Origin of the sequence: Thiorhodococcus fuscus, from assembly GCF_042682685.1 — a bacterium.
GTDB classification, from domain to species: Bacteria; Pseudomonadota; Gammaproteobacteria; order Chromatiales; family Chromatiaceae; genus Imhoffiella; species Imhoffiella fuscus.
The window spans coordinates 201,504-217,977 of the sequence record NZ_JBHUHX010000004.1; the positions used below are offsets into that span (position 1 = coordinate 201,504).

Annotated in this window: 15 protein-coding genes; 10 read left to right on the forward strand and 5 right to left on the reverse strand. The window is 61.1% G+C overall.

The features are described from left to right. Positions 1 to 49 precede the first annotated feature (49 nt). The 3 genes from ACFSJC_RS02545 to ACFSJC_RS02555 all read right to left on the reverse strand — a co-directional run bounded on the left by ACFSJC_RS02545 (position 50) and on the right by ACFSJC_RS02555 (position 2,274). Positions 50 to 862, reverse strand: a complete 813-nt coding sequence (locus tag ACFSJC_RS02545) for a metallophosphoesterase family protein (protein ID WP_386022743.1) — start codon at positions 860 to 862, stop codon at positions 50 to 52. A gap of 34 nt (positions 863 to 896) precedes the next feature. After that, the gene (locus ACFSJC_RS02550) at positions 897 to 1,853 is read right to left on the reverse strand and encodes a diacylglycerol/lipid kinase family protein (RefSeq protein ID WP_386022746.1); all 957 of its coding nucleotides are present in this window, start codon (positions 1,851 to 1,853) and stop codon (positions 897 to 899) included. A 235-nt stretch (positions 1,854 to 2,088) separates the two neighbouring features. Next, positions 2,089 to 2,274, reverse strand: a complete 186-nt coding sequence (locus tag ACFSJC_RS02555) for a hypothetical protein (RefSeq protein ID WP_386022749.1) — start codon at positions 2,272 to 2,274, stop codon at positions 2,089 to 2,091. Positions 2,275 to 2,549: 275 nt separating this feature from the next. Here ACFSJC_RS02555 and ACFSJC_RS02560 point away from each other — a divergent pair, with 275 nt between their 5' ends. The 6 genes from ACFSJC_RS02560 (at position 2,550) to ACFSJC_RS02585 (ending at position 10,641) form a co-directional block, all read left to right on the forward strand. Then, positions 2,550 to 3,257 carry a hypothetical protein gene (locus ACFSJC_RS02560; RefSeq protein ID WP_386022752.1) on the forward strand — a complete coding sequence of 236 codons (708 nt, stop codon included), beginning with the start codon at positions 2,550 to 2,552 and terminating at the stop codon, positions 3,255 to 3,257. A gap of 208 nt (positions 3,258 to 3,465) precedes the next feature. Further along, positions 3,466 to 4,863 (forward strand): sigma-54-dependent transcriptional regulator, encoded by a 1,398-nt coding sequence (locus ACFSJC_RS02565; protein WP_386022755.1) that lies wholly within the window; start codon positions 3,466 to 3,468, stop codon positions 4,861 to 4,863. Positions 4,864 to 5,038: 175 nt separating this feature from the next. Next, positions 5,039 to 5,860, forward strand: coding sequence for a formate/nitrite transporter family protein (locus ACFSJC_RS02570; protein ID WP_386022758.1), 822 nt, complete (start codon positions 5,039 to 5,041; stop codon positions 5,858 to 5,860). A 473-nt stretch (positions 5,861 to 6,333) separates the two neighbouring features. Beyond that, positions 6,334 to 6,798 (forward strand): cache domain-containing protein, encoded by a 465-nt coding sequence (locus ACFSJC_RS02575; protein ID WP_386022761.1) that lies wholly within the window; start codon positions 6,334 to 6,336, stop codon positions 6,796 to 6,798. A 27-nt stretch (positions 6,799 to 6,825) separates the two neighbouring features. Further along, complete coding sequence (locus ACFSJC_RS02580; protein WP_386022763.1) at positions 6,826 to 8,547, forward strand: methyl-accepting chemotaxis protein; 1,722 nt, start codon at positions 6,826 to 6,828, stop codon at positions 8,545 to 8,547. A 234-nt stretch (positions 8,548 to 8,781) separates the two neighbouring features. Continuing rightward, the gene (locus ACFSJC_RS02585; RefSeq protein ID WP_386022766.1) at positions 8,782 to 10,641 is read left to right on the forward strand and encodes a gamma-glutamyltransferase family protein; all 1,860 of its coding nucleotides are present in this window, start codon (positions 8,782 to 8,784) and stop codon (positions 10,639 to 10,641) included. A 111-nt stretch (positions 10,642 to 10,752) separates the two neighbouring features. Here the strand turns inward: ACFSJC_RS02585 and mgtE are convergent, their stop codons facing one another. Beyond that, positions 10,753 to 12,408 carry a magnesium transporter gene (gene mgtE / locus ACFSJC_RS02590; RefSeq protein ID WP_386022769.1) on the reverse strand — a complete coding sequence of 552 codons (1,656 nt, stop codon included), beginning with the start codon at positions 12,406 to 12,408 and terminating at the stop codon, positions 10,753 to 10,755. Positions 12,409 to 13,368: 960 nt separating this feature from the next. Between mgtE and ACFSJC_RS02595 the strand changes: the two genes are divergently transcribed. The 4 genes from ACFSJC_RS02595 (at position 13,369) to ACFSJC_RS02610 (ending at position 15,855) form a co-directional block, all read left to right on the forward strand. Beyond that, entirely contained in the window at positions 13,369 to 14,025 is a 657-nt protein-coding gene (locus ACFSJC_RS02595; protein ID WP_386022772.1) for a class I SAM-dependent DNA methyltransferase, read from the forward strand. Positions 14,026 to 14,414: 389 nt separating this feature from the next. Further along, complete coding sequence (locus ACFSJC_RS02600) at positions 14,415 to 14,663, forward strand: hypothetical protein (RefSeq protein WP_386022775.1); 249 nt, start codon at positions 14,415 to 14,417, stop codon at positions 14,661 to 14,663. A gap of 149 nt (positions 14,664 to 14,812) precedes the next feature. Continuing rightward, positions 14,813 to 15,388 (forward strand): HdeD family acid-resistance protein, encoded by a 576-nt coding sequence (locus tag ACFSJC_RS02605; RefSeq protein WP_386022778.1) that lies wholly within the window; start codon positions 14,813 to 14,815, stop codon positions 15,386 to 15,388. Between the two features lie 74 nt (positions 15,389 to 15,462). After that, positions 15,463 to 15,855: a DUF302 domain-containing protein gene (locus ACFSJC_RS02610; protein ID WP_386022781.1), complete on the forward strand. Its 393-nt coding sequence runs from the start codon at positions 15,463 to 15,465 to the stop codon at positions 15,853 to 15,855. Positions 15,856 to 15,911: 56 nt separating this feature from the next. On the opposite strand, the gene ACFSJC_RS02615 is transcribed toward ACFSJC_RS02610, so the two are convergent. Next, positions 15,912 to 16,406 (reverse strand): hypothetical protein, encoded by a 495-nt coding sequence (locus tag ACFSJC_RS02615; protein ID WP_386022784.1) that lies wholly within the window; start codon positions 16,404 to 16,406, stop codon positions 15,912 to 15,914. Between the last annotated feature and the right edge of the window lie 68 nt (positions 16,407 to 16,474).

The window sequence follows — 16,474 nt, forward strand, 5'->3', positions numbered from 1 at the left end:
AATGCCCGTATCCCGCCGCCCGGATGAAGCGCAGCCGAATCCTGGGCCGTCAAGGCAGACTGCTGCCGCTTCGGCCGGGCGTCCACCCCATCGTCGTGCGCTCGAACTCCCAGCGCTGAGCGACGCTGAAACGCGTGCCATCCCAACGCATGGCGTCGATACGGATCCGCTGTCTCGACGCCTCGATCCGATTGAAGGCGTTCGGTTCGCCCTTGCGGCGCCTTGAGATGGCGGTGCCGGCCTGTGCGACGACGATCCCATGGGTCGTTCCCGCATCGCTCTGGTGCAGGTGTCCGCCGAGAATGAGGTCGATCCTGGCCGAACGCAGTCCGCCCAATACATCCTGCGCGCGACCGACCAGGCCACGTCGACGCATGGCGTCGGACAGCAGGAAGGGATGATGGGCGACCAGGATGCGCATCGCATCGGGTTTGGCGGCACTGGCGAGCCGTACCACACGTCCCAACTGATTCAGATTGATCCGACCCCGCGACCAGTCCAGGTGCAACCCCCAGCGCCGCGCGGTCTTGACCCCGATCGCAATGAAATCCTCTCCTGAAACGCTGGATTCCAGCTCCTCCGAGATGTGTCTGCGCCAAGCCCGCCAGGGATGGATGAAGCGGCGCCATGGACGCCAGCCGGGCAGGTCGTGGTTGCCCGGTACCACCAGCAGGGGTTCGGGGAGCATGCGGATGAACTCGGCTGCGGCGGCGAATTCGCGCGCTCGGGCGTGCTGAGTGAGATCGCCGCTCAGGGCGACCAGCGTGGGGTCCATGCGATGGATCTCGGTACTCAATGCCTCGGCCAGTCGCGGCAGATGGGTGCCGAAATGCAGATCTGAGATATGAGCGATACGCATCATGCTGAACAGGGCGGCCTGGCCGCGAGCAGAGGATTCAGGTCGAGGGCGCCAGCATCGCGACGCGGCGCGGTTCGATGCGGAATCGAAGCGGCGTTTTCAAGCGCCGGATCTCGCCATCCAGCATGACGCTGATCGTTCCGCGTCCGGAGATGGACAGGCTCGCCTCGGCGGCGGCGGTGGTCAGCACGGCGTCGTCGGCCTGCCAATTGCCGAGCATCAGCCGCGTGAAGAGGCGCGTGAGTTCGCGCAAAGTCGCCTTGCGGACCGCATAGATGCCGAGCAGGCCTGCATCCAGGTGCGTTCTCTGGAGCAGTGTTCCGAACTCGCTATCGAGTAGGTTGTTGGTGACTACCACCGTGTGCGAGTGCAGCCGTTCCGAATCCTTCTCCGTGACCAGTTGCATGCGCCGATGCGGATAGATCCGAAGGAGTTTCAGACCGCGCCAGACCAGTTTGGGCCAACGGGTCCAAGGCGCCGTGTATCGCTCGCGCTCGCGTTCGCGTCCCACCAGGGTTCCGACGCCGATCATGCAGGCGCAGAGAAAGGGGCGATCGTTGACCTGACCCAGATCCAGGAGCTGGATGCGGGCTTCCAGCAGGGTTTGGATGGCTGCATCCATATCGAGCGGGATGCCGAGATCCTTGGCCATCCAATTCATGGTGCCGCGCGGGAGGATGCCCAATGGTATGGAACACGGACCGAGTGCCTCGACAACGCTCAGCAAGGTGCCGTCGCCGCCCGCAACGTAGATGGCGCGGACATCCTCGTCGAGCGCGGCGCGCAGACGAGCGGCGAGCCCGTGCGGTCCGAATGGAATGATCTGGATTCGGAGGCCGCGTTCACTCAGGCGGTGCTCCAGCAGATCGAGCAGTGGATCGACCCCGTTCGCATCGGCGTTGCCCGATGCCGGGTTGATGACGACGAGGATGCGGGATCCTCTCGTGTCGGACGCTGTCTCGATCGGCGTCTCGATATCGCGTGTCGCAAGCATGCCCCGTCTCTACGAGTGGAGTGAACCGTTACAATGAGATTGGTCCACGGAGGTTGATGTTCGGGCTATAACCGTGCCGCGCCGCCTGTGTTGCGTAGGAACCGATGCGCGAACTCGTTTTGATCTGGGGTTGAGCCCAACCTTTTGCCAAGTACCCAGCGTACGTCTGTCTGGCGCATGGCCTTACTACATTGCATGAGGGATCGAATCGATGACAACGCCCCCAAATGCTTGGTCAAGTGCCTTCACCGGCGATCCGCTCGACAGGATTCGCTATGGACTGATCGTGGCGGATATCCATGATAGCCGGATCATCCTCGCCAATCGCGTCGCCTGCCGTCTGCTGGCGGCCAGCGAGTTTCATCTGCTCGGAACCCTCGTCGAGTCTCTGCCGATCTGGCCGGAACGTCGGTTTTTTCAAGATGCCGTCGGAAGCCCTGCCCGGATGGTTCGAAGCGTGGTCGCTTGGACCCTGAGCCTGGTGCAGGGCCTCGTCCTAATGGAGCGGAATTCGGCTTCGCTCTCGGTGGATTGCTCTGATGGTCACAGAGTATAAAATGGCTTGATCTTTGCTTTTGATTCGATCAGTCAGCGCCTTCTCGCGCAGGCTGGATTGGAGCGTCCGGATGAGGGGGCAGGTAGGCCCGCTGCTTTCAGGCCGACTCCATTGGGTCAACCAATAGATCGATTGCCGCTATGTCGTCCATGCCAGATCAGTCCGCTTTTCCATCCTCTCCGCTCGATTCGGATCGGGAGCGTCTTGCCGACCTGGAGCGGCGTTCGCTGCTTGCCGAGCAGGCCCGCCAGCAAGCCCATCACCTGCGTACGCCGCTGAGCGTGATCAAGCTGATTTCCGAGACCTTGCAGTTGGAGCTCTTCGATGATCGGGGCCACCGCGAGCGATTGCAGCGCCTGCTGGGGGCCGCCTCGACCCTGTCTAACGGTTTGAGCGACGCCGTGCGCTCGACGGGTTTCGGCGACGGTCCCCAGCAGCGGCTCGATGGACAGGCCATCGCTGCCGATGTCATGCGCCTCCACGGTGGCCGAGTCGTCGCGTCCGACGAGGGCAGGCGGCATTCCACAGAGATCGAAATCGAGCCCGACAGCTTCGAGGCCGCGCTTGTCCATTGTCTGCGGCTCCTGGGGGTCGGCACCGACTGCGGCGGGAATCGTGATTCGCGCCCGGTTATGAACTGCGAAGCGGGCGAGGGACGCCTCAGGCTGCGATTGAGCGTGGAGGGGCGCTTCTCTCCCGATATCCCCACCGAACGCGCCGACCTGAAACTCATGGCCTTGGCGGCGGAGCGTTGCGCACGCGATGGCGGCGGTACGCTGACACTGACCACCGAGAGCGTAACCTTCGAACTGCCATTGGCGCCGCCGCTGGAGGGGCGTGCCTCCTGACGCCTACGCCTAATTTCACCGCATGGGTTTTCGCGCTCGGGCATGATGGCGCTGGCGCTCGAACGGCGTGATTGCCGTGGACGTCGCTCGGCCTGGGTTATGGCCGAGTTGGAAGCGAACGGGGCTGGAATAATCCAGATTCGAGACCGAAATCGTTCGTATCGGGACCAATCAGCGTCGCTGATACTGGGCATTTGAAGGAGATTCGATGGGGAACTCCCTGCTGATCATTGAAGACAACGAGGCGCTCGGCCAGGAGCTTAACCGGCATTTCAATAACAAGGGCTGGGATGCCGAGTGCGTCGCGACCCTAGGAGAGGCCCGTTTGCGCTTGCTCGACGAGCGTCTCGAACCCCAGGTCGTTCTGGCCGACATGAGCCTGCCCGACGGCAATGCGTTGGATCTGCTCGACGAGGTGCGTCGGGAAAAAATCACCGGCGAGTGGATCTTGCTGACCGGATACGGCGGGGTGTCCGATTCGGTTAGGGCTTTGCGTCTAGGGGCCTACGACTTTCTGGAAAAGCCCTGCGCGCTCGCGCGGCTGGAGCTGGTGGTGGCTGGGGCCCGGCGCGCCGCATTGGCTCAGCGGCGTCTGCGCAGCGAGAGCCGGGATCGCAGCCGTCGCTACGGGATCGACTCCTACATCGGTTCCAGCGAGGTCACGCGGGCCACCCGCGATATGATCGCTCGGCTCGCCGAGGTTCCCTTCAGCGCATTGATCATCGGCGGCGAGACCGGCGTCGGCAAGGGGTTGGTCGCCCGTATTCTGCATCACTCCGGACCGCGCGCCGACGGTCCCATGATCGAGGTCAACTGCGCCGCCTTGCCACGCGATCTGCTGGAATCCGAGCTGTTCGGACATGAATCTGGGGCCTTCACCGGCGCCAAGGGTCGCCATCGCGGTTATCTGGAGCAGGCCAACGAGGGGACGCTGTTTCTCGACGAGATCGCCGAGATGGATCTCGATCTACAGACCAAACTGCTGACGGTACTGGAGGACCGGCGCGTACGCCGTCTCGGTTCGGAGAAGGCGCTGGACGTGGACGTTCAGGTCATCGCTGCGAGCAACCGCAATCTGGAGGAGCGCGTGCGCGATGGCGAGTTCCGCAGCGACCTCTACCATCGCCTCAGCGTCTTTCGTCTGGACCTGCCGCCGCTGCGCGAGCGTCTCGACGATCTCCCACAGATCGTGCCGGCCTTGGTGGAGGAATACAACGCGCGTTCGGATAGCCGGGTCCATGTGATCCCGAACGCGGTCTACGAGCGGATGCGTGGCTATCGTTGGCCTGGAAACGTGCGCGAGCTGCGCAATGTGGTCGAGCGGGCCGTGCTGCTGGCGCGGGACGAGGTATTTCCGATCGAGTGGATGCAGCTCGGCAGCAGCCCGGCTTTGACACAGGAGGGCCGAAGCGGGCCAGACGTCGACGGGGACCGTCTCATCATTCCGCTGGACGGCACAATGGCCCTGGACGAGATGGATCGCTACATCATCCGTACCGCGCTGGAGCGTAGTGACCAGAATGTCACCGCCGCCGCGCGAGCCCTCGGCACGACTCGCGAGACCTTGCGCTATCGCATCCAGAAATATGGGCTCAAGGACGCGTAGCGATTGGGCGCGAACGGCGATTCGGTCTGAACCCTCTCGGCTCGTCCTCCCTCACTTCCCGCTGGTGTATTTGCCCCATTGATCGGGGCTAAACCACCAATCCCATGCGTTTCACCAGGCTACGGGCGTAGCCCGAATGGTGCAGCGCACTCTCAATCGATTGAGGGCCCTTGTCATGTCTAGAAGCAAGCCAAGTGCGGGTCTGTCCCGCGAGGAGCGGAACGAGGTCTCCGAGCGCCTGGGCCTGCGGTCGTTGCAGGTGTTCGAGATCGTGCGCCAGGAAGGCGTGGAGGAGTTGTCGCGGCCGATCAACTCGCTGTTCTGGTCCGGGATCGCTGCGGGGCTGTCGCTCAGTTTGTCGGTTTATTGCATGGCCTTCCTGCACCATGCGTTGGAGGGCACTCGACTCCAGCCCGCGCTGGTCGGTTTTGGCTACAGTGTGGGATTCGTCATCGTGATTCTGGGACGTCTGCAACTCTTCACCGAGAACACCATTACGGTGGTGCTCCCGGTCTTGACCGATATCAGCCGCGTCAAGGTTCAACGGACCCTGCGGCTCTGGGCCGTCGTCTTCATCGCCAATATGATCGGGACCCTGGCTTCTGCGCGGGTCGCGATGTCGGGCGGCATTCTGCCGCCCGAGCAATTGGAGGCGGCGCTTCTGGTCTCGCAACACCTGCTTCAGTATTCCGCGCTTCAGACCCTGCTCTACGGTATCCCGGCCGGATTCATGGTGGCCTCGATCGTCTGGCTGATCCCGAACGCCAAGGGCGGCGAATTCTGGATCATCGTGCTCATGACCTACATGATCTCGGTCGGTGGACTGACGCACGTCATAGCCGGATCCACCGAGTGGTTCCTGCTCGCCATGGAAGGGGATTGCACCTGGGTGTATGCGGTCTTCTCGGGAATCCTGCCCGCCCTGGTCGGGAATGTGATCGGCGGGACTGGACTGTTCGCCCTCATCACCTATGCCCAGGTGAAGGATGAGATCTGAAATCGGGTGGCGCGGATGGGGGCGTTTCGCGATTCGTGGACCATTCGAATCCAGACATTGAAGCGGGGGGGGCATGCGCTTCGATCCATCTTCAGAAGTGGTGATCGAATGCAGGGTTTTAATTCAATGACAAATGTCATTGATGCCGGTCGGCGATTAGGGCTACGGCAAAAGCGCTCATTGAGATCGGGGCGGTGGCGGGTGAATGCCCGTCAACGCAGACTCCATCGATTCGGTATGGGGTTTGCGGGGATTGGTGAAATTAAGCGAATGTTTTTTATTGTATTTTTTCTTTAAATCAAGGCTTTGCGTTCATTTTTTCCTGTGTCTGCATAGGCGCTTCATGTGCTATTTGTGAACTGGTTATCAGGCTCCTGATTTCGACGCTGTTAACCTGATTTGGCTCTTGCATACCGTCGCCAGACGGTTCGGGAGAGGATTGTTTTAAACATCATGGAAATGGAGAAGTTAAGATGAAATTCCGTTTTGCCCTTGCTGGCGCCATCACCGCACTTCTATTCGCTTCGCCCGCCGCTTTTTCCGCTGACGAGTTCGCCACGCCCCAGGAGGCGGAGGCGATGGTGCAAAAGGCCATCGATCACATTCATGCCGTCGGCAAAGAACAAGCCTTTGCGGACATTACCGGCAAGAAGCCCGGCTGGATCGACCGCGATCTCTATCCCGTCGTCTTCGATCGCGAAGGCAACAATCTGGCCCATGGCCAGAACCCGAAGATGGTCGGAAAGAACTTCCTCGGCGTGACGGATGCCGGCGGTACGGCATTCATTTCGGAGCGCATGGAGCTCGCCAAGACGCATACCAGCTATTGGCACGACTACAAGTACAAGGATCCCGTCACCAAGGCCATTCTCCCCAAGACGAGCTATTGCCAGACCAGCGACGATCTCATCGTCTGCGCCGGCGTGTACAAGCGTTAACTGATCGCGCGCCGGGATTATCTCGCCATGAAACTCAGGCACAAGATATTTGCCGCACCAGGCATCATCCTGATATTCCTGGTCGTTTTCGGACTCCTCGTCCTCGACTCGATGCGCAGCCAGAACGCGGCGCTCGACGAGATCTACGTTGTCCGATTCGGCGACTATGAATTCGCGACGCGCCTCGCGGGCACGATCGACGACGTTCAGGCCCGCGCCTATCGTCTGATCAACTGGATGAGCGCCTTCGACGAGTCGACGATCGACAGCGAAACACAGGGAATCGTCAAGAGCCTCACCCAGGTGACCGATGCGCTTGCCGAGGCTTCTGAAGCGGGACAAGGAGACGCCGATCTAGATCAGACGTATGGCGAGATTCTCCCGGCGGTTAAGACGTATTCCAAACAGATCAGCGATGCCCTCGACCTCGCGACCATGGATCCCAATATGGGCATGGCCATGATGGAGAAGGCCGACAAGAGCTATCAGCAGTTTGCGGCTCGGCTCAAAAACCTGATCGAGACGGATCGCAAGGCGGCGGGCGAAAGCTATGACATGGCTCGGGCGCAATTCGGTCGCGCCTTGGGCATCGCCGGGGTCGTGCTGGGTCTGGCGCTGCTGACGGGGATTCTGGTCAGCTGGATCCTGGGACGCAGCATCATGAAGCCGTTGCGGTATGCCGCCGATGGGTCCAAGAAGATCGCGGCGGGGGATCTGACCGTCGCTCTGCGCAGCTCGGCGAACGACGAGGTCGGCGATCTCATTCGCGCGCTCGACGCCATGCGTGACAATCTCAAGGGTATGATCGAGTCCATCCACGAGACGGCCGGGCAGCTCGGCGCCGCCACCGATCAGCTCGTCGATGGGGCCACCAAGGTTGCCGAGGCATCGGAATCGCAGTCGGAGACGGCGTCCTACGTCGCGACGGCCGTGGAAGAGCTCAACTCATCGATCAATCATATGGCCGACAACGCGCGTCAGGTGCAGGAACTGTCGCGCAACTCCAGCCAGGTTTCCCATCAGGGCGGCGAGATCATTCGCCAGACCTTGGACGAGACTCAACGGATTGCCTCCGAGATCACCCAGGCCGCCCAGACGATCGAGGGGTTGGGCGAGCAGTCGGCGCACATCTCGGATGTCGTCGGCGTCATCCAGGGGATCGCCGCCCAGACGAATCTTTTGGCGCTGAACGCGGCCATAGAGGCTGCGAGGGCAGGGTCGCACGGTCGAGGGTTCGCCGTGGTCGCCGAGGAGGTCCGCGAGCTCGCCCGGCGTACCGCAGGCTCGACCGACGAGATTCGCGAGATGGTCGAGAAAATCCAGCAAGGCTCCAACGACAGCGTCGCGGACATGCGGCGCGCGGTCGCGGCCGCCGATGGCGGCGTCAATCGCGCTGTCGAGGCCGGTGAGTCCAGTCGCGAGATCACGGCGGGCATGGAGGCCATGCTGCGCGAGGTCGAAGCCATCACCGGTGCGCTGAACGAGCAGGGCACCGCCAGCCAGGAGATCTCCTCGCACATCCAGCGCATCGCCGACATGGCCATGGAGAACAGCACCTTCGCCTCCCACTCGGCTGGAGCGGCGAAGCAGCTGCAGGAGATCGCCGCAATCATGGTGCGCCAGGTCAGCCGTTTCCAGATCGTCGCCGTTTCCGCGCCTTCCTCCGAACCGACCGCCCTAAACGAGGGGGCGGAGGGGTTCGGGACGCATCGAATCGATGGGGAGACTGTCGGGGTACTCCAGACCTGATCTCGGCGCCGGGTGGCGGGGTGGAGATGCCCCGATGCTCGGCGCCGGTCTTCTCGTATCGTTCTCCAAGTCGCCCGCCACACAACCTGCCCGGCCTCGTCCGTGAGGACGATTCCAGGGCGCATGCCGCACGGATGCCGGTGTGTCGTGGCTTTCTTCTGAAGGCGGGCGACTTCCTCCGGTTCAACCCAGTTCGCGGTTCAACCAAGCCTCAGGTGAAGACGGGAGTAGTACATGATCAAAAGCCTATTTGCCACGCGTCTGCTGACCGGAGCGGTCCTTGCCGCCTCGACTGCGCTCGCGGCCGAGGACTCCATCAAGACGCCGAACGGCGCCATGCGGCCCACCGTACAGGTCATGAACGCCGCCGTGTCGGCGCCGGATCAGTATTCGGCGCTCGCGGCCATCGAAATCTTCAAGGCCGGCGGCAACGCCATCGACGCCGGTATCGCCGCGACCATGGTCTCCAAGGTGACTCAGCATGCTCACGACAGTTGGGGCGGCGAGACGCCGATCATGATCCACCATGCGGCGACGGATAAGACCACCTTCATTGCAGGCATCGGCCCGTCGCCGCGTTTGGCGACGGTCGACTATTTCCAGAAGGTCCATGGCGGGATACCCACCGAGGACAGCGTCGATATCGCATCCGTGCCCGGCAGCCTGGCCGGCCTGGCCCTGGCGCTCGAAGAGTACGGCACCCTGCGTTTGGCGGACGTGATGGCGCCGGCCATCAAGCTCGCGGAGGAGGGGTTCCCCATCTCGCCCATTCAGGTGATGTGGCTCAAGAAATATGCGCCTGTCTACTCGAAATGGCCTGACTCGAAGCGCCTCTTCATGCCCGAGGGCAAGGTGCTGGAGGTCGGCGACATCTTCAAGCAGCCCGATCAGGCCAGGGTGATGAAGGCGATGGTCGCCGCCGAAGGCGCATTCCCCAATGATCGGGTGAAGGGCATTCAGGCTGCGGTCGACTATTTCTACAAAGGGGACGTCGCGAAAGAGATCGATCGTTTCATGCGCAACCTTCCTGATGTCGGGATCCCCGACAAGGGTCTCCTGAGGTATGGCGACTTCGTGAGCTTCGTCGACGAGGTGCGTCTGGAGTATGCGCCGCTGCATACCACCTACGAAGACTCCAAGGGCAACCGCTACGACTTCTACGCCCCCAACACCACGACTCAGGCGCCGGCGCTGCTGATGGCGGTCAATATCCTCGATGCCTACGACATCGGCGCGATGGAGCACAACAGCCCCGAATATCTGCACCTGCTGGTCGAGGCCATCGATCTGGTCATGGCCGACCGCTACAAATATTTCGGCGATCCCGACCTGGTGGACGTCCCTCAGGAGCAGCTGGTCTCGAAGGAATATGCCGACGTTCGCCGTCCCCTGATCGATCCGAAGAAGGCCGCTCCGCACTTCGAGCCGGGCGATCCCCGCGCGATGAAGGCGCGTCTGGCAGGGTCCCTTGATCTGGCCCAATCGGACGGCCCTCCGAGCGATTGGGAGACCAGCACGGTTCAGCTCGCCACGATGGACAAGGACGGCAACATGTTCAACGCCACCTCCAGCAACAACATGGGGGTCAAGTTCGGCGTGGTGCCGGGCAACGTCGGCTTCCTGCTCGGCGGGCGCATGCGCATGTTCTACATGGATCCCAATAGCGCCAACCAGGTGGGACCCTTCAAGCGTCCGCGCATCACCCCGTGCCCGGTCCTGGTGTTCAAGAACGGCAAGCCCTGGCTCAACCTCGGCACTCCGGGCGGAGACCAGCAGGTCCAGACCATGCTGCAGCTGTTCATGAACGTGGCCGAGTTCGGCATGCCGCTGCAGAACAGCGTCGAGCAGTACCGCTTCCGCAGCTTCGCCTTCCCCAAGGCCTTCTATCCCGGCGAGATCCTGGACTATCAGATGGGCATCGGCCACCTGGCCAGCCCGCAGGTCGTGAAGGGACTCCAAGCCTTGGGGCATCAGGTGAAGATCGAGGATAGCTGGAAGGAACCCTATGGCGGCGCCGCCTTGGTTTCGTTCGAGAACGGGGTGCTCTCGGCGGGAGCCGATCCCAGGCGCGAAACCTACGCGCTCGGATACTGAGGGAGTCCGGGGTTCCGGCGAGTGGAGAGAGGAGACCTGGACGTTGGCGCGTTCTGAATGCCGTGGCCAGCGTCCATGAGATCCTCGCCAACGCCCGCCATGGAGCCCCGGTCAGAGCAAAATCAGGGTGGCCAGTCCCAGGAAGGCGAAGAAGCCGACGATGTCGGTGACCGTGGTCAGCACCACGCTGCCGGCCAGTGCGGGGTCGATCCCGATGCGCGACATGAGGAGCGGTATGACGACCCCGGAGGCGGCGGCGCACAGCAGATTGAGCAGGATGGCCACGGCGATGATGCCCCCAATGGTCCAATTGCCGAACCAGACGATGGCCAGCGCGGCGACCACCAAGGCCCAAAGCAGCCCGTTGAGCAATCCGATTCCCATCTCCTTGAGCAGCAGGATGCGGGTATTGCCGCTGCCGAGCTGACCGGTCGCCAGTCCTCGGATGACCAGGGTGAGGGTCTGACTGCCGGCGATGCCGCCCATGCTGGCGACGATCGGCATCAGCACGGCGAGCGCCACCACGTGCTGTAGGGTGCCTTCGAACAGGCCGATGACCCAGGCGGCGAGGAAGGCGGTGATGAGATTGATGCCGAGCCAGACTGCGCGTCGACGGCTGCTGGCCAGCACTGGCGCGAACATGTCCGTCTCTTCGTCCAGGCCGGCCATGCCCAACAGCGCATGGGCGCTCTGTTCGCGGATGACGTCGACCACGTCATCGATGGTAATACGCCCGAGCAGGCGTCCCTCGGCATCGATCACCGGGGCCGAGTTGAGGTCTTCCTGCTCGAAACGCTGCGCCACCGCGTCGCTCTTCTGATCCGCCGGGACCGGCTCGAAATCCGTTTCCATCAGATCCGACACCGAGGTTTCGGGGCGCGCGGTAAGCACGCGTTCCGTCCGCAGGATGCCCTGGTAGCGGTGCTTGCGATCGATGACGAAGAGTTTGTCCGTATTCGGCGGCAATTCCTCGCGCAGACGCAGATAACGCAGCAGTGTGCCGACCTTGATGTTGCTGCGCACCTCCACCTGGTCCATGTTCATGAGTCCGCCGGCGGTGTTCTCGGGATAGGAGAGCATCGACTGCAGTCGTTCACGTTCGCGCTGATCCATGGCGTCCAGGATCTGACGCCCGGTGGCCGTCGGCAGATCCTGGATGAGGTCGACCAGATCGTCGGGCTCGAGCCCGCGCGCGGCCTCGATCAGATGCTCCAGATCCATCTCTGCGGCTAGGCGCCGACGCACCTCCTCGTGCAGATGCCGCAGGACCTTGGCCGTGCGCTCACCCTCCACCATGTCCCAAACTCTGGCGCGCTCGGTCGCCGGCAGGGATTCCAGCAACCCGGCGATGCGCGCCGGATGCAGCGTGTGAAACAGTCGGGCGATTCGCTTGAGCTTGCCCTGATCCAAGGCATCCAGAACCAGGCGCAGCTGGGTTTCCGGTTCCTCGTCGACACGACCGTCCGTGGGCGACGCGCCGTTCTTGGGCTGGGTCATATCCGCATCCAGGTCATAAGCTAGCTGGGTGCGGAGCGCAGTGGACAGGTAGGAGAGAACCTTGGGCTCGGTGCGGGCGTCGAGCTGATGCAGGGCGTCGACTCGCTGCTGGGGTGTGAGTCGCTCCAGAAGGCTCGCAATCTTCGCCGGGTGCATCGTCTTGAGCAGCCGGCGGGCACGTTTGCTCTGATCGCGCGAGAGCATCTCGCGGAGCTGGTCGACTTCGGTTGCGACGGGCTCGGATTGATTCTGCTGAGGTGTCTGCTTCAAGGGTCGTGTCCGATGTTTCAAGGCACTGACATTGCCAAAGGCTGGATGGAGAAGTGTAGGGCGACTGGTGGCTTTCAGTCTCTAGCATATGCAGACTCACGGCTTCGATCTCATCCTGGAACGCGTCTCATGATTTACCGCGCCGGTCTGGCTGGGGCGTTCCTCAATGTTTGATGTATTTCATGGATGCTCCGTCGATCATGGTGTCTCTGCGCTGTTTTGGGATGGGGCAGCGGTATCGCGTTTGTATTTATTAAGGTCGAATGGAGCGCGGTGAGACTGGGTTTTCGCTATGATTTCATTGTTGACTTAGCACATAAATCATGAGAAGTCTAACGGTGTTTATTTAGTTTGTTTTTTGTTAATTTAAACATTGGTTTATGTTTAATTTTCGTGTGTTTTCTATTCGTTTTCTGATGGCTGGGTTGTATATTTCGATTCGAGTGCGTTAGCATGTTTAGCAATAGGGGCAGGTAATGGCGAATCTTTTATCGATATTGCCAGGTAACTATTCAGGTACGACATGCTGTGCGCGACCTAGCGCAGAACACTATATCTTGTGTCTACGGTTCGATAAGCACAGCCATTTTAGGCGGATTTGATGGCAGGTGTCACCATCACGAACCGCAAGCCACTGTTTTATAAAGGGCTAGCAGTCGATAGGAGACCTGAATAGTTACATTGCCAGTATGCGTTTCGGGTTCGGATGCCCATAGCGCGGCATTCAAGTTTCTGCGGTAACCGTTCTCCAGTCGCACCGGATTCGGTGTGTTTCCGCACGTTCTCCAGTCGCACCGGATTCGGTGTGTTTCCGCATTCGATCATCGAATTCCATGCGTCGAGTTGATGCGTGCGATACTCTGCAGTTATCTTGGTTTTTACTTTTTAGCGTCTTCCTGCTTGCGCCACATTTCTTAAGACGAATGAATTCCTCATTCGTCAGACATAGAAGGAGCAATCATGACGGACACTCAATCCGCCCACACCGAAGAACGCGATGTCACCAAGCTGATCGGCGTGACATCCGCCAAGCTCGACGAGCTGGAAAAATACTACGATAGCTGGTCCGCTACCTACGAGAAGGATCTGACTTCCATGGGGTACGATGCCCCGCAGAGGGCGAAAGCGATCGAGAAGCACGGGATCGATCCGTCCCTTCCGATTCTCGATGCCGGTTGCGGTGTCGGTTTGACCGGCCATCATCTCGGCGAGCTGGGCTTCAAATCCGTCGTCGGTGTCGATTACTCCAGCAAATCGTTGGAGCGCTCCGAGGAGCGCGGCTGCTATTCAGAGCTCATCCGAGTGGATCTGAACAAGCCGCTGAATTTCCCGGACGATCACTTCGGTGCGGCCCAGTGCATCGGAACCCTCACCTACATCGAAAACATCCACGGGCTGATGTGCGAGTTCCATCGTGTCGTCAAGCCGGGCGGGATCGTGCAACTGAGCCACCGCGTCGACCTCTACGACGACGACTACAGGAAGGCGCTGGCGAGTCTGACCGAAAAAGGACTCTGGGCACACGTCCACCATTCGGACCCGCATCCCTATATTCCTGGTCACGAGGACTTCGGCGACGACCAGGCGATCATCTTCGACATCTTCCGGATCAATTGATCCGAATGTTGTTTCCGAATCCCGGTTGAGCCGGGATTCTTTGGCACCATCCGGGCTGCGTCCCGGATGGTGCGCCATCAAGATTTCCCCTTCGTGCCGAGCAGTCGGTTACAGCGGTGCATTTGAACCGTTCCATGGTTCATAGAACCCGATGCAGGGTTGCGGCACCCTCGGTATTTTGAAAAAAGACTTTTCGAATAGCGGCTTGCCTAGTTTGGCATTTGATTTGCTTTAAATATAGGGCGAGTGCGAGATCGGCGATCCAGTCTTTGATCGGGCGGCGCTTCAAACAGGACGCTTGATCTTTTCAGATAGACGCCGAGATCCGCTGTGCCCCCTACATCCCCTGTCGCCACCGAATGTGGCGCAATTTTGAAGGAGCGACCTTTATGAAGATCACGAACATGAGCAAGACCGGATTTGCCGTTCCTACCGCCATCGTGCTGGCCCTGATGCTGACGGCGTGCGGCGATACGGACGACGGAAAGGCCGAGAAGATGGGTGCTCAGATCGACCAGGCTGTTGAACAGGCCAAGAGCAAGGTCGAGGAGGCGAAGGATTCGGTGTCGAACGCCGTGGAGAATGCCGGCGACAAGATGGAAGAGATGGGCGATCGCGTCGAAAACAAGACCGACTGACCTGCGGTTCGCTCACGAGGCTCGCACAGGGCTTCGTGACTCGATGATCCGAGATCCCGACGGTGCTCGCCTCTCGGCGCCCCATGCCTGGGCGCGTGGGGCGCGCCCGTCTCCGTTCATCCAGTACACCTCAATTTGGAGCATTCAAGATGAATCAATCCGCGATCGCCGAAGAGCTTGAGTCTCTGCCTGGAGACCTGCCTCGCAACTGGGGCGGGTTGGTGGCGCTCGGCGTCGTATCGACACTGCTCGGTCTCTTTGGACTGTGGTCGACCTTCTGGCTCACGCTTGCGGGCGTGCTGATGTTCGGTGCGCTGCTGGCGCTCGGGGGAGGTCTGCAACTCTTCGACGCCTTCAAGTGCAAGAGCTGGAATAGCACCTTCGCGCATGGAGGCATCGCACTCATCTATCTGATCGCCGGCGGGCTGATGATCTTCGATCCGGTCGGCGCCGCCGTTGCGCTCACGCTGGTCCTGGGCGTCGCCTTGCTGACCGCCGGCTCGCTACGGTTGGTGATCGCCTTCCAGCATCGCAAAGAGGTCGGTTGGAAGTGGGCCGCCGGAGGCGGTCTGCTCTCCATGCTGCTCGGCGCGCTGGTTCTCGTGCAGTGGCCGGTGTCCGGCGTCTGGTTGATCGGTCTGGTGATCGCCGTTGAATTGCTGATCAATGGCTGGACTGCGATCTTTCTCGGTCTCGTGGTGCGGCGGGCCAAGCGTTTGGCCTGAGCCGGTGAGCCAGACGTGTCTTGCGCTGGTCGATCACACGAGAACGCGGTGCGACTCATATGGAGGACGATGCGATGTACGGTTTTGCTATCGAGGTCGATCTTGAATTCGACGCGGCCATCGACCGCGTGATCGAGGCATTGCAGGCCGAGGGGTTCGGCGTGCTCACTGATATCGATGTTCAGGCGACGCTCAAATCGAAACTTGGAATCGACAAGGGGCCTTATCGGATCCTGGGTGCCTGCAATCCACCGCTTGCCAGTCAGGCGCTGGATCTGGAACCCGACATCGGCTTGCTGCTCCCCTGCAACGTCGTGGTACGTCAATCTGACGATCACAAGACCCGTATCGCCTTCATGGACCCGAAGGCGGTGTTGGATCTGGTCGACAACCCGCAGGTGGCCAGGGTCGCCTCGGATGTCCGGGACCGTCTCGACCGGGTCGTCACCGCTCTCGGCACGCTCTGAGGGTCGGCGGCATCCCGGATTGGGTCGAGCAGCGTCATCCGGGGTGCCGTCACATGCTATCGGGCTGGCGTCAGGATGGCGTACGTCATATCGGGCATGTATCCGGTATCCGTGGACGGGTCGAACGGCCACTGTGGGTCGCCCGAACGGAATTGCCCGCCGACATGGATCAGCTCGCAGGCGTAGGACATCGCCGCAGAGGGCGCCGAGCCCGTCGCATGATTCGGAATGAGGATTGTGCATGCGTCGCTCGACGCGCATCCGCGCGGCCTCAAATCGCGTCGAGCCTGCAGTGTGCCGCTGTCGCTTGCGGCGACGATCGCCTTGACCGCGTCGCATGCGAGGACGCCATATCCGGCGAAGTCGGCCGGGTACCCACCATTGAATGAGCTGTCGACGAATCTCAGGTCGTACAGCCCGCCTTGTATCTCCACGCCCACCACAGCTGTGATCTCGCCGTTGTCGACGACGAGCGATTCCGCTTGAGCCTGGCCGATTGCGCCACTGCATATGGCGGCCATGGTCAATCCTAAGATCTTGTCAAATCGCATGTCTGTCTCGGTTCTCGTGCGTCGGTATGAGATGTCTTCCCTCTTGTCGATCCCCGCTCCGCCCTCGA

Bases quoted from the DNA above. Each gene is read 5' to 3' on its own strand.
- ACFSJC_RS02545 (WP_386022743.1), bottom strand. From the start codon at position 862: ATGATGCGTATCGCTCATATCTCAGATCTGCATTTCGGCACCCATCTG.
- ACFSJC_RS02550 (WP_386022746.1), bottom strand. From the start codon at position 1,853: ATGCTTGCGACACGCGATATCGAGACGCCGATCGAGACAGCGTCCGAC.
- ACFSJC_RS02560 (WP_386022752.1), top strand. From the start codon at position 2,550: ATGTCGTCCATGCCAGATCAGTCCGCTTTTCCATCCTCTCCGCTCGAT.
- ACFSJC_RS02565 (WP_386022755.1), top strand. From the start codon at position 3,466: ATGGGGAACTCCCTGCTGATCATTGAAGACAACGAGGCGCTCGGCCAG.
- ACFSJC_RS02570 (WP_386022758.1), top strand. From the start codon at position 5,039: ATGTCTAGAAGCAAGCCAAGTGCGGGTCTGTCCCGCGAGGAGCGGAAC.
- ACFSJC_RS02575 (WP_386022761.1), top strand. From the start codon at position 6,334: ATGAAATTCCGTTTTGCCCTTGCTGGCGCCATCACCGCACTTCTATTC.
- ACFSJC_RS02580 (WP_386022763.1), top strand. From the start codon at position 6,826: ATGAAACTCAGGCACAAGATATTTGCCGCACCAGGCATCATCCTGATA.
- ACFSJC_RS02585 (WP_386022766.1), top strand. From the start codon at position 8,782: ATGATCAAAAGCCTATTTGCCACGCGTCTGCTGACCGGAGCGGTCCTT.
- ACFSJC_RS02595 (WP_386022772.1), top strand. From the start codon at position 13,369: ATGACGGACACTCAATCCGCCCACACCGAAGAACGCGATGTCACCAAG.
- ACFSJC_RS02600 (WP_386022775.1), top strand. From the start codon at position 14,415: ATGAAGATCACGAACATGAGCAAGACCGGATTTGCCGTTCCTACCGCC.
- ACFSJC_RS02605 (WP_386022778.1), top strand. From the start codon at position 14,813: ATGAATCAATCCGCGATCGCCGAAGAGCTTGAGTCTCTGCCTGGAGAC.
- ACFSJC_RS02610 (WP_386022781.1), top strand. From the start codon at position 15,463: ATGTACGGTTTTGCTATCGAGGTCGATCTTGAATTCGACGCGGCCATC.
- ACFSJC_RS02615 (WP_386022784.1), bottom strand. From the start codon at position 16,406: ATGCGATTTGACAAGATCTTAGGATTGACCATGGCCGCCATATGCAGT.